We start from the raw sequence: 13,641 nt of genomic DNA, 5'->3' as shown, positions 1-13,641 counted from the left end.
GAAGCCGATGGTCATCGTCCGCGCCATGCTGTTGACCGGGCCTTGCGCAAGCCCCGCCTGCCCAACTCGTGGCCGGGCCGGCCGTCAAAGAACCCCGGCCGGCCCGCCGTTTCCGTCGGAGACTTACCTGCTTCGCGCCTGCTTGGCCAGTTCCTCGTCGATCTGTTCGAACTTGTCGGCGGCCGTGGTCAGGTAGTCGCCCATGCCGTCCAGGCCGTCGAGGGTGTCCTTGGTGCCGCGGACGAACTCGTCGAAGTTCTCGTCGAACGCCTTGGAGGAGGACTTGGTGACGTAGCCGGACTGGACGAGGTTGTTGATGTACTTGCGGAGGCCGTCGAGCTTCTCCTGGAGCTTTTCCTTTTCCTTCACGACATGCTTGGCAGCTTCCCGCATGTCCTGGTATGTGATGTCAAGGTCCTTGGCCATGAAGCCGCTTCCTCTCACCATGCCGCAGGGCCAACCCCCGTGGCTCCCTGTTCGCGGACAGGACCGGTCGACTGCCGTCGGGCCGGGCCGGTGTGATCGTCCGTTCTTGCGGCAGCAGCTTACGGGTGTGACTTGTGGTGTCACATCCCCGAAGTGTGAAAGCGCGGTCGGGGGAACGTGTCGGTCGTTGCCTTGGGGGGGGAAGGGGCCCGCGCTCCCGTTGCCCCGTTGTCGTACCCAGCGGATATCGTCGTTCGGACCGTGACTCGTGTCGCGGTAGCGGGCCATGGGGGAATGCTGGGGAGGACGAGCGTGCGCCTGACTCTGACCGTCGTCGACCCGTTCGGCGGGGGCACCGCCGATGTGGTGCTCGACGCCGATCCCGAGTCCACCGTGGGGGACATCGCCGCCGAGCTGGCCCAGCAGGTCGGCGGGCAGGGCGCCCAGGTCATTCCGCTCGGGCCGCAGCGGCTCGCCCCGGCGGGCGACGCGCCGCCGGTGTACGTGGACGGGTATGCGGTCGATCCGTCGGCGACGGTGGTCGGGTCGCCGTTGCGGGACGGGGCCGTCGTCAGTCTGCGCGACCCGGCCGGGTGCGTGCCCGGCGAGCCGACCGGGCTGGTGGAACTGCGCGTCGTCGGGGGGCCCGGCGCCGGGTCCGTGCACCGGCTGGGGGTCGGGCGGTACGACATCGGCAGCGGCGCCGCCTCGTACGTACGGATCGACGATCCGGAGGTCGACGCGCGGGCGCTGACCCTCTCCGTGGCCACCGACGGGACCTGCACGGTCGCCGTGCACGCCGGCAAGGAGGGCATCACCCTCGACGGGGAGCCGATCGGGGAGCGGGAGGGGGACGACTGGCCGCTCGGGGGGCAGATCGGGGTCGGCAACAGCCTGCTGGAGCTGGTCCGTTACACGCCGCCCGACGCCGCCCTGAAGTGGTCCGAGGACGGGGTCGGGCTCGACTACAACCGGCCGCCCCGGCTGCGTCCGCCCGAGCGGCAGACCACGTTCCGGCTGCCGTCGCCGCCCCGGGAGTTCGAACCCCGGCCGCTGCCCTGGCTGATGGCGCTCACTCCGCTGGTCGGCGCGGTCGTCTCGGTGCTGATCTTCCAGCGCTGGTACTACCTGATCATGGCGGCACTGAGCCCGCTGATCCTCTTCGCCCAGTACTTCAACGACAAGAAGCACGGCCGCAAGTCCCACGCCAAGCAGGTCAAGGAGTACAAGGAGCAGAAGGAGCGGATCGAGCGCGACGCGCAGCGGGCGCTGGTCGTCGAGCGCGACGACCGGCGGCACGCCGTACCGGACCCGGCGACCGTGCTCTCCGTGGCGACCGGACCGCGGACCCGGCTGTGGGAGCGGCGGCGCAGTGACCGGGACCATCTGCTGGTGCGGGTGGGCACCGGGCAGTTGCCCTCCGAGGTGGTGCTCGACGACCCCGAGCAGGACGACCACCGCCGCCAGGTCACCTGGCGGATCGAGGACGCGCCCGTCGCGCTGTCGCTGCGCTCCCTCGGCGTCATCGGCATGGCCGGACCCGGGGACAGCGCGCGGGCCATGGGACGGTGGGCCCTCGCGCAGACCGCCGCGCTGCACAGCCCGATGGACGTGCAGTTCTACCTGCTGAGCGAGCACGCCGCGCGGGAGTCCTGGGACTGGGTGCGGTGGCTGCCGCACGCCCGGCCCTCGGCCGGCCAGGACGTCAACGCGCTGATCGGCACGGACGCCGAGACCGTCGGCGCCCGCATCGGCGAGCTGACCCAGATCCTGGACGCCCGCAAGAAGGCCGCCGAGCAGCACCGGTCCCAGGGCACCGCCTTCAGCGACCCGGACATCGTCGTGGTCTGGGACGGTTCGCGGCGGCTGCGGTCGTTGCCGGGGGCCGTACGGCTGCTGCGCGAGGGGCCGGCCGTCGCCATCTACGCCCTCTGTCTCGACGCCGAGGAGCGGTTCCTGCCGGGTGAGTGCCAGGCGTTCGTCGTCGCCGAGCCGAAGGCCGATGCCGAGACCGGGGCCGGGGCCGGGGCCGGGGCCGGCCGCGCGGCGCCGGTCCCGGCCCAGCAGGTCGTCGGCGGTTTTCCGTCCTTCCAGGCGTGGCACACCGGGGCGCCCGAGCCGGAACGGACGCAGGACGTACGGACGTTGCGGCTGCGCGTCGAGGAGGCGGGCGCCGAGCGGATCAAGGACGTACGGCCCGACTTCGTCACCCCGGCCTGGTGCCTGCGGCTGGCCCGGTCGATGGCGCCGCTGCGGGACATCAGCGGGGAGACCGAGGACTCGGCGCTGCCCGCGTCCAGCCGGCTGCTGGACGTGCTCCAGTTGGAGCCGCCCACGGGCGAGGCGATCGCCGCGCGGTGGCGCATGGGCGGGCAGTCGACGCTGGCGGTGATCGGTGAGTCGTACGACGGGCCGTTCGGCATCGACCTGCGCAAGGACGGGCCGCACGGTCTGATCGCCGGTACCACGGGTTCCGGCAAGTCGGAGCTGCTGCAGACGATCGTCGCCGCGCTGGCCGTGGCGAACACGCCGGAGAACATGACGTTCGTCCTGGTCGACTACAAGGGCGGCTCCGCGTTCAAGGACTGCGTGAAGCTGCCGCACACCGTCGGCATGGTCACCGACCTCGACGCCCACCTCGTGGAACGGGCCCTGGAGTCGCTGGGCGCGGAGCTGAAGCGGCGCGAGCACATCCTCGCCGCCGCCGACGCCAAGGACATCGAGGACTATCAGGACCTGGTCCGGCGCGATCCCGCGCGCCCGCCCGTGCCCCGGCTGCTGATCGTCATCGACGAGTTCGCGTCGATGGTCCGGGACCTGCCCGACTTCGTCACCGGGCTGGTCAACATCGCCCAGCGGGGGCGGTCCCTCGGCATCCACCTGCTGCTCGCCACCCAGCGGCCGAGCGGTGTCGTCTCCCCCGAGATCCGGGCCAACACCAACCTGCGCATCGCGCTGCGCGTGACGGACGGCGGCGAGTCCACGGACGTGATCGACTCCCCCGAGGCCGGGCAGATCTCCAAGAGCACCCCGGGCCGGGCGTACGCGCGGCTGGGGCACGCCTCGCTGGTGCCGTTCCAGTCGGGGCGGGTCGGCGGGCGCCGGCCCGGGGCCGCGGACCCGGCGGCGCTGCGCCCCTGGGTCGGGCCGCTGGCCTGGGAGGACCTGGGCCGGGCGGCACTGGCCAAGCCGCCGTCACAGGCCCGCGAGGACGACGAGATCACCGACCTGAAGGTGCTGGTCGACGCCGTCCGGGACGCCAACCGGGCGCTCGGCATCCCCGCCCAGCACAGCCCCTGGCTGCCCGCGCTGGACGAGACGCTGCTGCTCGACGACATCGAGGTCCCGGCCGGGTCGGCGCCAGCCCCCGGCGCGCTGCCGCCCGCCCCGTACGGCGTCGAGGACCTGCCCGCCGACCAGGCCCGCCGCCCGGTCGTCGTGGACTTCGCGTCCTTCGGGCACCTGATGATCGGCGGCGCCCCGCGCAGCGGCCGGTCCCAGGTGCTGCGCACCATCGCGGGCTCGCTGGCCCGCACCCACTCGGTCGCCGACGTCCACCTGTACGGCATCGACTGCGGCAACGGCGCCCTGAACGCGCTGACCCGGCTGCCGCACTGCGGCGCGGTCGTCGCCCGCAACCAGACCGAGCGGGTGGTCCGGCTGGTCAACCGGCTCAAGGGCGAGCTGGACCGCCGGCAGAGCCTCCTCGCCGACGCGGGCTTCGCGGACATCGGCGAGCAGCGGGCCGCGGTCGCCGAGGACGAGCGGCTGCCGCACATCGTCGTCCTGCTGGACCGCTGGGAGGGCTGGGTGCCCACCCTCGGCGAGATCGACCACGGGGCGCTGACGGACGAGTTGCAGACGATGATGCGCGAGGGCGCCAGCGTCGGCATCCACCTCGTCCTCACCGGCGACCGCACCCTCCTGGTCGGCCGGATCGCGACGCTCACCGAGGACAAGTACGGGCTGCGGCTCGCCGACCGCGGCGACTTCTCCGCGCTGGGCATCCCGGCCCGCAAGGTCCCCGAGGAGATACCCCCGGGCCGCGCCTTCCGCAACGAGTCCGGTACGGAGACGCAGTTCGCGCTGCTCGCCGAGGACACCACCGGGCAGGGGCAGGCGGCGGCGCTGGGCGCGATCGGCGAGGCGGCGGCGGCGCGCGACGCGGGCGTGCCGCGGGCGCGGCGGCCGTTCCGGGTGGACAGCCTGCCCAGCCGGATCTCCTTCGCCGAGGCGTGGGAGCTGCGGGACCCGGAGGCGTCCCGGTCCAGGCTGTGGGCGCTGGCCGGGATCGGCGGCGACGAGATCGTGGGCTTCGGGCCGGACCTGGCGGCGGGCGTCCCGGCGTTCGTGATCGGCGGCCCGGCCAAGTCGGGACGCTCGACGGTCCTGGTCAACATCGCGCGCTCGCTGCTCGCGCAGGGCACCCGGCTGGTGCTGGCCGCGCCCCGCCAATCGCCGCTGCGCGCACTGGACGGGACGGACGGGGTGCTGAAGCTGTTCACCGGCGACGACATCGACGAGGACGACTTCGAGGAGCTGCTCGACGAGGCGGAGCCCTCGCCCGAGCGGCCGGTCGCCGTGCTGATCGACGACGCGGAGATCCTGGAGGACTGCGACGCCGCGAGCCAGATGAAGAAGATCGTCTCGCGCGGTGCCGAACGCGGCCTCGCGCTCGTCCTCGCCGGTGACGAGGAGGACGTGTGCAGCGGCTTCTCCGGGTGGCAGGTCGACGCGAAGAAGGCCCGCCGCGGCATCCTGCTCTCCCCGCAGGAGACCTCCAGCGGGGACCTCATCGGGCTGCGGCTCTCCCGGGGGCTGGTCGGCGGCCAGATCACCCCGGGCCGGGGCATGCTCCACCTGGGCGACGGGGAGCTGCGCACGGTGGTGGTGCCGGGGTGAGCGACGACGCACCCCAGCGTGCGCAGGGCGCCCCTCAGGGCTGGAGCAGCTCCACGTGCACGTCCGCCGGGAACCCGGTCGTCGGTCCCACCCGGCGGGCGAACTCGGTGACCGCCGCGAGCTGCGGGGCGCCGAAGCGGAAGTCGAGGGTGGTGAAGTACTGCGCGAGGGTCGCCTCGTCGAAGTCCTCCCAGCGGGCGGCCTGCTCGGCGACCTTGTCGACCTCTTCCAGGGAGAGGTTGCGGGAGGCCAGGAACGCCTCGTGCACCTTGCGCGTGATCACCGGCTCGCGCTCGGCGTACTCGCGCCGGGCGGCCCAGACGGCGAAGACGAACGGCAGGCCCGTCCACTCCTTCCACAGCGCGCCCAGATCGTGCACGTCGAGGCCGAAGCGGGGCCCGTCGAGCATGTTGGCGCGCAGGGCCGCGTCCCCGATCAGGACGGCCGCGTCGGCCTCCTGCATCATCAGGCTGAGGTCGGGCGGGCACGTGTAGTAGTCGGGCTGGACGCCGAAGCGTTCGGCGAGCAGCAACTGGGCGAGCCGGACGGAGGTGCGCGAGGTCGACCCGAGGGCGACCCGGGCGCCGTCCAGGCGCTCCAGCGGGACCTGCGAGACGATCACGCAGCTCATCACCGGGCCGTCGCAGCCGACGGCGATGTCCGGGAAGGCGACCAGTTGGTCGGCGTGCTTCAGGAACTCGACGAGGGTGATCGGCCCGATGTCGAGGTCGCCGCGCACGAGCTGCTCGCTGAGCTTCTCCGGGGTGTCCTTCGTCAGCTCGAAGTCGAGGAGCGTGCCCGTTCTCGCGAGCCCCCAGTAGAGGGGCAGGCAGTTCAGGAACTGGATGTGGCCGACACGCGGCCGGGTGCGAGAATTGTCCACATCGCGAGGCTAGCCCTCACCCGGACGGGTCCGGGCGGCGACCCCCGGGCACTCCGGCGGCGCCCCCGGCAGGCCCCGGCGGCAACCCGCGCACGGCTTTCGGACGGCTTCCCGTGCGCCCTTTCCGTGCGCTCCCGGACGACTCGCGGGCGGCCCCCGGACGACTCGCGGGCGGCCACTCGCGGGCGGCCCCCCGAGACGGCCCCTGCCCGCCCCCGCACGCCCCCCGACGTCAGCCGGACGCCCCGAACCGTTCAAACCTTCGGGTGAAGTGATCTTGACCTCTGTTGCTTTCCGCCGCCCACATGCTAGGCTCGCCGCAAGTTGCAGTTTGGTTTCCCTTGCAGTACAGAGCCTGCGGAGCATGTGACCGCGGGCTCTCGTCATTCTCAGACATATGCAGTTGTGCGGAATTGGTCTTCACACTTGCTGGTGCTGGAGCAGGGCAACCCTTTGAGCCCAAGGAGGGCTTATGGCTACCGGAACCGTGAAGTGGTTCAACGCCGAAAAGGGCTTTGGTTTCATCGCCCAGGAAGGCGGCGGCCCCGACGTCTTCGTCCACTACTCCGCGATCAACGCGACCGGCTTCCGGTCCCTCGAGGAGAACCAGCAGGTGTCCTTCGACGTCACCCAGGGCCCCAAGGGCCCGCAGGCGGAGAACGTCACCCCGGTCTGATCTGATCCTCCGATCCGGATCGAGCAGCAGTACCCAAGGAGCCCCGCGCCGTCCCGACGGCGACGGGGCTCCTGCCTTTTCCGGGCCGCGCCCGGTGCCGGTGCCGCCCGGTAGCTTGGCGCACCATGACGCAGACCACACCCGACACCGACACCGACGCCGACACCCTCCGCCCCACCCGGGTCTTCTACGACGCCATCGCCGAGGACTACGCCGAGCACTTCCGCGACGTCCTGGTCGTCGCGCCGCTGGACGGGGCGCTCCTCGCCGCCTTCGCCGAGACGGTCCAGGCGGCCGGTCCGGACGCCGGCCCGGTGGCCGACCTCGGCTGCGGACCGGGGCGGATCACCGGCCACCTCGCCTCGCTGGGCCTGCCGGTCTTCGGGCTGGACCTGTCGGAGGGGATGCTGGCGGTGGCCCGGCGGGAGAATCCCGGGCTCCGCTTCCACCAGGGGTCGATGCTGGCGCTGCCCCTCGCGGACGGGGCGCTGGCCGGGGCCGTGTCCTGGTACTCGACCATCCACACGCCCGAGGAGAAGCTGCCGGACCTGTTCGCCGAGCTCCACCGGGTACTGGCGCCCGGCGGCCAACTGCTGCTGGCGTTCCAGGTGGGTGACGTACCCCTCACCCTGGAGAAGCCCTTCGGGCGCCCGGTGTCGCTGGACTTCGAGCGGCGGCGCCCCGAGCGGATGGCGGAGCTGCTGACGCGGGCCGGTTTCGACGTGCGGTCCCGCACCGTACGGGAACCGGAGGAGGCGGCCGGGGAGTCCGCGCCCCAGGCGTTCCTGACCGCGACCCGCACCTGATCCCGCCCGGCCCGCTCGCTCACCCCTGGTACAGGCCCTCCACCACGTCCGCGAAGTCCCGCATGACCGCGCCCCGGCGGAGTTTCATCGAGGGCGTGAGATGGCCCTCGTACTCGGTGAGGTCCCTGGGCAGGACGGCGAAGCGGCGGATGGACTCGGGGCGGGAGACCAGCTTGTTGGCCTCGTCGACCGCCCGCTGGAGGACGGCGCGCAGTTCCGGGTCGTCCACCAGCAGCTCCGGCGGCACCGGGTGCTTGCCGTTCATCCGCCGCCAGTGGGTGATGCCCTCGGCGTCGAGGGTGATCAGCGCGGCGACATAGGGGCGGCGGTCGCCGACGATCATGCAGTGGGAGATCAGGGGGTGGGAGCGCAGCCAGTTCTCCAGCGGGGCCGGGGCGACGCTCTTGCCGCCGGCCGTGATCAGCAGCTCCTTCTTGCGGCCGGTGATGGTGAGGTAGCCCTCGTCGTCCAGGCTCCCGAGGTCGCCGGTGGCGAACCAGCCGTCGGGGGCGGCGGGCACCACGCCGCCCGCCCCCGGGTCCCAGTAGCCGTGCAGGACCTGCTCGCCGGCGACGAGGATCTCGCCGTCGGCGGCGATCCGGACCCGGGTGCCGGGCAGCGGCCAGCCGACCGTGCCGAGGCGGGGCTTGAGCGGCGGGGTGACGGTGGCGGCGGCGGTGGTCTCGGTGAGGCCGTACCCCTCGAAGATCTCGATGCCGGCTCCGGCGTAGAAGGCGGCGAGGCGGCGGCCGAGCGGGGAGCCGCCGCAGATGGCGTACTTGACCCGGCCGCCCATGGCGTTGCGGATCTTGCGGTAGACCAGCGGGTCGTAGCAGGCGCGGGCGGTCCGCAGGGAGCGGGAGGGGCCGCTGCCGGTGCCGGTCTGCCGGGCCTCCAGCGCCTCCCCGTACCGGACGGCGACCGAGGCGGCGCGGTCGAAGGTGGCGGCCCGACCGCCGGCCTCGGCCTTGGCGCGGGCGCTGTTGAAGACCTTCTCCAGCATGTACGGGATGGTCAGCAGGCAGGTCGGGCGGAAGGCGGCGAGGTCCGGCAGCAGCTCCTCGGGTCTCAGGCTCGGCGCGTGGCCGAGGCGGACCCGGGCGCGGACGCAGGCGACGGCGACCATGCGGCCGAAGACGTGCGACATGGGCAGGAAGAGCAGGATCGAGGGGTCCTCGTCCGTGTTCGCCTTGAAGACGGGGTAGAGCAGCTCGATCGCGTTGTCGACCTCGGCGAAGAAGTTGCCGTGGGTGAGGGCGCAGCCCTTGGGGCGGCCGGTGGTGCCGGAGGTGTAGACGAGGGTGGCGAGGGTGCCGGGGCCCAGCATGCCCCGGCGGACGTCGACCTCGGCGTCGGGGGTCCGGTCGCCGAGTTCCGCGAGCCGGTCGACATGGCCCTTCTCCATGACCCACAGGTGCCTGAGGTCGGGCAGCCGGTCGAGTTCCGGGCCGAGCGCCGCCGCCTGGGCGGTGGTCTCGGTGACCAGGGCGACGGCCCCGGAGTCCTGGAGTATCCAGCGGGTCTGGAAGAGGGAGGAGGTCGGGTAGACGGGGACGGTGACCAGTCCGGCGGCCCAGGCGGCGAAGTCCAGGAGGGTCCACTCGTAGGTGGTGCGGGCCAGCACGGCGAGGCGGTCGCCCGGCATCAGCCCCTCCGCGAGCAGGCCCCTGGCCACCGCCCGGACCTGCGCGGCGAACTCGGCCGCCGTCACGTCCCGCCACCGCCCGTCCGGGCCCTTGCGGCTGAGGACCACCGCGTCCGGGACCGCGCTCGCGTTGTCGAACGGCAGGTCGGCCAGCGACCCGTGCCGCACCGGGGGCGCGAACGGCGGTACGTACGCCTCCCGCACCACACCGTCCAGTTTCCGGATCTCGGGGGTCACGAGGACGGGGCCGGGCGCGTCGGCGTAGGCGGCGGACGCGGCGAAGGACGGAAGCGGTGTGGACACGGGCGGCTCCTGAGACGTGCAGCGGCGGCACTGCTGTGCTGCGTGACGTACGTGCCTCGCGCGCCGAGGCGTTCACCGGTGGACCACGAAGGGGAGGTCCCGCGGTCAGGTCGGCGATCGTACGGGGCGCTCGTGGGGAGTTGGTGCGGGTTCGGGGACGGTACGGCGCCGGGGGTGTGCAGTCTCGGGGGTTACCTGCCAGTAGGTCAGGTTCGTTCCAGAATGGCCGTGACCCCCTGGCCGCCGGCCGCGCAGATCGAGATCAGCCCCCGGCCCGGCCCGCCGCGTTCGGCGAGCAGCGCGGCCAGGGTCGCCACGATCCGGGCGCCGGTGGCGGCGAACGGGTGCCCGGTCGCCAGCGAGGACCCGGCCACGTTGAGCTTCGCCCGGTCCACGGGGGCCAGGCCCCGCTTCTCCCAGGCGGCGAGGGTGGCCAGCACCTGGGAGGCGAACGCCTCGTGGATCTCGATCAGGTCGAAGTCCTCGATGCCCAGCCCGGCCCGCTCCAGCATCCGCGGCACCGCGTACGCCGGGGCCATCAGCAGCCCGTCCTCGCCGCCGGCCACGTCCCCGGCGACGAAGTCCACGGCGGCCGTCTCGTACGCGGTGAGGTACGCCAGCGGCGTCAGCCCCCGGGCCGCGGCCCACTCCTCGCCGGCCAGCAGTACGGTGGCGGCGCCGTCCGTCAGCGGGGTGGAGTTGCCGGCCGTCATGGTCGGGTCGGGGTGGTCCAGGCCGAAGACCGGCTTCAGCGCCGCCAGCTTCTCCGGGGTGGAGCCGGGGCGCAGGTTCTGGTCACGGGCCAGGCCCCGGAAGGGGATGACGAGATCCTGGAAGAAGCCGCGTTCGTACGCCGCCGCCAGTCGCTGGTGACTGGCGGCGGCCAGTTCGTCCTGGGCCCGGCGGGTGATGCCCCAGGCGCGGGCGGTGACGGCGGCGTGCTCGCCCATGGACAGGCCGGTGCGCGGCTCGGCGTTGCGCGGGATGTCGGGGACCAGGTGGCCGGGGCGGATCGCGGCGAGGGCCTTCAGCCGGTCGCCGGCCGACTTCGCGCGCCGCGCCTGGAGCAGGATGCGCCGCAGCCGGTCGTTGACGCCGAGCGGGGCGTCGCTGGCGGTGTCGGCGCCGCCCGCGACCGCCGACTCGGTCTGGCCGAGGGCGATCTTGTTGGCGGCGGCGATCACGGCCTGCAGGCCGGTGCCGCACGCCTGCTGGATGTCGTAGGCGGGGGTGCGCGGGTCCAGCACCGAGCCGAGGAGGGTCTCGCGGGCGAGGTTGAAGTCGCGGCTGTGCTTGAGGACCGCGCCGGCCACGAACTCGCCGACCGCGCCGGGCTCCTGGAGCCCGTACCGCTCGGCCAGCCCGTCCAGGGCGGCGGTCAGCATCTCCTGGTTGGACGCGGTGGCGTACGGGCCGTCGGAGCGGGCGAACGGGATGCGCGTACCGCCGACGACCGCGACCCGGCGGACCCGCGCGGGCTCAAGGGAACTCATCTCGATCTGCTCCTCCACCGAACGGAACCGAATCGGGCCGGCACGGCCCATCCTACTATTACCTGCGGTAACCTTACTCCAGAGTAAGCAGATCGGGAGCTGGGAGTCACGCATGGCCGACCGCTATCTGAGCTTCACCGGCACCGCGCCGGGCCGTTTCCTGACCCGGCGGCTCGGCCTGCCGCAGCCGGCGCCGCTGCGCCGCTGGTCGCCGGAGCACCCCGAACTGGACGGCGGGACCCTGCTGCTGACGGCCGGGAAGTCCGAGCTGGACCTGTCCTACCTGGAGGCCGGCGCGTCCGACCGCCCGGCCGCCGTCGTCCTGGACGCCACCGGGGTGCGGGACGTCGAGGGGCTGGCCGAGGTGCACGCGGCGCTGCATCCCGTGGTGCGGTCGGTGGCGGCCGGGGGGCGGGTGGTCGTGCTGGGGGCGCCCGTCGACGAGGCGTCGCGCGGGGCGGGCTCGTCTTCCGGCGCGGGGGCGTCATCGGGGGCGGGGGCGGCGCGCGAGGCGGAGGCGGCGCGCGAGGCGGAGGCGGCGCGCGGGGCGGGCTCGTCTTCCGGCGCGGGAGCGTCGCTGGGGGCGGGGGCGTCGCGCGGGGCGGAGGCATCGCGCGGGGCGGGCTCCACTTCCGGCGCGGGAGCGTCGCTCGGCGCGGGGTCCTCCCTCGGCGCCGGTGATCATCACCGCGCCGCCGCCCAGCAGGCCCTGGAGGGCTTCACCCGTTCGCTCGGCAAGGAGATCGGCCGGGGCAGGACCGTCAACCTGGTCCGGCTCACCGACGGTCCGGCCGCCGAGTCCACGCTCCGCTTCCTGCTCTCCCCCAGGTCGGCCTACGTCAGCGGCCAGGTGATCGGCGTCGGCGCGGGCCCGGTCACCGCCCCCGCCGACCCGGCCCGGCCCCTCGCCGGCCGTACCGCCCTGGTGACCGGCGGGGCCCGCGGCATCGGTGCGGCGGTCGCCGAGACCCTCGCCCGGGACGGCGCCCGCGTGGTCGTCCTGGACGTACCCCAGGCCGAGGCCGACGCCCGGCGCGTCGCCGACCGGCTCGGCGGCACCGCCCTCGCCCTCGACATCACGGCCGCCGACGCGGGCGCCCGGATCGCGGACGCGCTGCCCGGCGGACTCGACGTGCTGATCCACAACGCCGGCATCACCCGGGACCGCAGGCTCGTCAACATGCCGGCCGACCGCTGGAGTTCCGTCCTCGACGTGAACCTGGCGAGCGTGCTGCGCACCACCGACGCGCTGCTCGCCGCCGGGACGCTGAGGGCGGGCGGCCGGATCGTGGCGACGGCGTCCATCGCGGGCATCGCGGGGAACGCCGGGCAGACCAACTACGGGGCCAGCAAGGCCGGGATCATCGGCCTGGTCCGCGCGCTGGCGCCGCGCGCCCTCGCCGAGCACGGGGTGACCGTCAACGCGGTCGCGCCGGGCTTCATCGAGACGACGATGACGGCCGCGATCCCGCTGTTCATCCGGGAGGCCGGCCGCCGGATGAACTCCCTCGCCCAGGGCGGCCTGCCCGTGGACGTCGCCGAGACCACGGCCTGGCTCGCCCACCCCGCGTCCGGCGCGGTCAACGGCCAGGTCGTGCGGGTCTGCGGCCAGAGCCTGCTGGGGGCGTGATGACCACCGCCGCGTACCGCACCGGCACGCTGAGGTCGGTGCCCGCGCTGCCGCCGCTGCTCGCCCGGGGCGCGCTGCTCTCCCCGGTGAAACGGCCGCGCCCCGGCGCGGAGTTCCCCCGGGTCCGGCTGGTCCTGCCCGGTCTGACCGCCGACCTCGCCAAGCTGGCGGCGTACGAGCGGGTGTGCGGCTTCCCGGTCGGCAAAGACACGCTGCCGGTGACGTATCCGCACGTCCTGGGGTTTCCGCTGGCGATGCGGCTGATGAGCGCGCGGGAGTTCCCGCTGCCGCTGCTCGGCCTGGTCCACACGTCCCTCGACATCACCCGCCGGGGCCCGCTGCCGGCCGGCGAACCGTACGAACTCGCCGTCCACGTCGCCGGGCTGGCCCCGCACCGCCGGGGCACGGAAGCCACCGTCGTCACGGAACTGCGCTCGGGCGGGGAGCCGCGGTGGGAGTCCCGCAGCACCTACCTGGCCCGGCATGGCACGCCGGACGGCACCGAGCCCGCCCGGCCGCGGCCCGACCCCCTTCCCGTACGGGCCGAGTGGCGGGTCCCCGGGGACCTCGGGCGCCGGTACGCCGCCGCGTCCGGGGACCGCAACCCGATCCACCTGCACCCGCTCACCGCCCGCCTCTTCGGCTTCCCCCGCGCCATCGCGCACGGCATGTGGACGGCCGCCCGGTGCCTGGCCGAGCACGGCACACCGGAGGCGGTGACGGTACGGGCGCAGTTCCGGGCGCCGGTCGCGCTGCCGGGGACGGTGACGTACGGGGCGGAGGGCGGGCGGTTCGAACTGCGGGGCGCGGACGGACGGCTGCACGTCACCGGCGAGGTACAGCCGCTCTGAGCGCTGCCCTGCCCGGCCCGCGCGCC

General features: G+C 73.8%; 9 protein-coding genes. 5 read left to right on the top strand and 4 right to left on the bottom strand.

Annotation, left to right across the window (positions count from 1 at the left end):
- Positions 1–123: 123 nt before the first annotated feature.
- Positions 124–426 carry a WXG100 family type VII secretion target gene (locus IE316_RS29810; RefSeq protein ID WP_190207651.1) on the bottom strand — a complete coding sequence of 101 codons (303 nt, stop codon included), beginning with the start codon at positions 424–426 and terminating at the stop codon, positions 124–126.
- Between the two features lie 312 nt (positions 427–738).
- Between IE316_RS29810 and IE316_RS29805 the strand changes: the two genes are divergently transcribed.
- A complete protein-coding gene (locus tag IE316_RS29805) occupies positions 739–5,328 on the top strand; it encodes an FtsK/SpoIIIE domain-containing protein (protein WP_190207650.1) in 4,590 nt (1,529 codons plus the stop codon).
- A 34-nt stretch (positions 5,329–5,362) separates the two neighbouring features.
- Here IE316_RS29805 and IE316_RS29800 read toward each other — a convergent pair whose 3' ends face one another.
- The gene (locus tag IE316_RS29800; RefSeq protein WP_190207649.1) at positions 5,363–6,211 is read right to left on the bottom strand and encodes a menaquinone biosynthetic enzyme MqnA/MqnD family protein; all 849 of its coding nucleotides are present in this window, start codon (positions 6,209–6,211) and stop codon (positions 5,363–5,365) included.
- A gap of 472 nt (positions 6,212–6,683) precedes the next feature.
- On the opposite strand from IE316_RS29800, the gene IE316_RS29795 reads away from it, so the two are divergent.
- Positions 6,684–6,887, top strand: a complete 204-nt coding sequence (locus IE316_RS29795; RefSeq protein ID WP_004984723.1) for a cold-shock protein — start codon at positions 6,684–6,686, stop codon at positions 6,885–6,887.
- A gap of 125 nt (positions 6,888–7,012) precedes the next feature.
- Complete coding sequence (locus IE316_RS29790; RefSeq protein ID WP_190207648.1) at positions 7,013–7,693, top strand: class I SAM-dependent methyltransferase; 681 nt, start codon at positions 7,013–7,015, stop codon at positions 7,691–7,693.
- Between the two features lie 19 nt (positions 7,694–7,712).
- On the opposite strand, the gene IE316_RS29785 is transcribed toward IE316_RS29790, so the two are convergent.
- Both IE316_RS29785 and IE316_RS29780 read right to left on the bottom strand, forming a co-directional pair.
- Positions 7,713–9,641 carry an AMP-dependent synthetase/ligase gene (locus tag IE316_RS29785; protein ID WP_190207647.1) on the bottom strand — a complete coding sequence of 643 codons (1,929 nt, stop codon included), beginning with the start codon at positions 9,639–9,641 and terminating at the stop codon, positions 7,713–7,715.
- Between the two features lie 206 nt (positions 9,642–9,847).
- A complete protein-coding gene (locus tag IE316_RS29780; protein WP_190207646.1) occupies positions 9,848–11,134 on the bottom strand; it encodes an acetyl-CoA C-acetyltransferase in 1,287 nt (428 codons plus the stop codon).
- A gap of 112 nt (positions 11,135–11,246) precedes the next feature.
- On the opposite strand from IE316_RS29780, the gene IE316_RS35685 reads away from it, so the two are divergent.
- Positions 11,247–12,764 (top strand): 3-oxoacyl-ACP reductase, encoded by a 1,518-nt coding sequence (locus IE316_RS35685; protein WP_229910609.1) that lies wholly within the window; start codon positions 11,247–11,249, stop codon positions 12,762–12,764.
- Positions 12,764–13,615 (top strand): MaoC/PaaZ C-terminal domain-containing protein, encoded by an 852-nt coding sequence (locus tag IE316_RS29765; RefSeq protein ID WP_190207645.1) that lies wholly within the window; start codon positions 12,764–12,766, stop codon positions 13,613–13,615. The genes IE316_RS35685 and IE316_RS29765 overlap by 1 nt, the downstream gene beginning before the upstream one ends.
- The last annotated feature ends 26 nt before the right edge of the window (positions 13,616–13,641 follow it).

This window comes from Streptomyces fumanus (genome assembly GCF_014655295.1).
Lineage (GTDB): Bacteria > Actinomycetota > Actinomycetes > Streptomycetales > Streptomycetaceae > Streptomyces > Streptomyces fumanus.
This window is presented reverse-complemented; position numbering and strand designations above follow the sequence as displayed.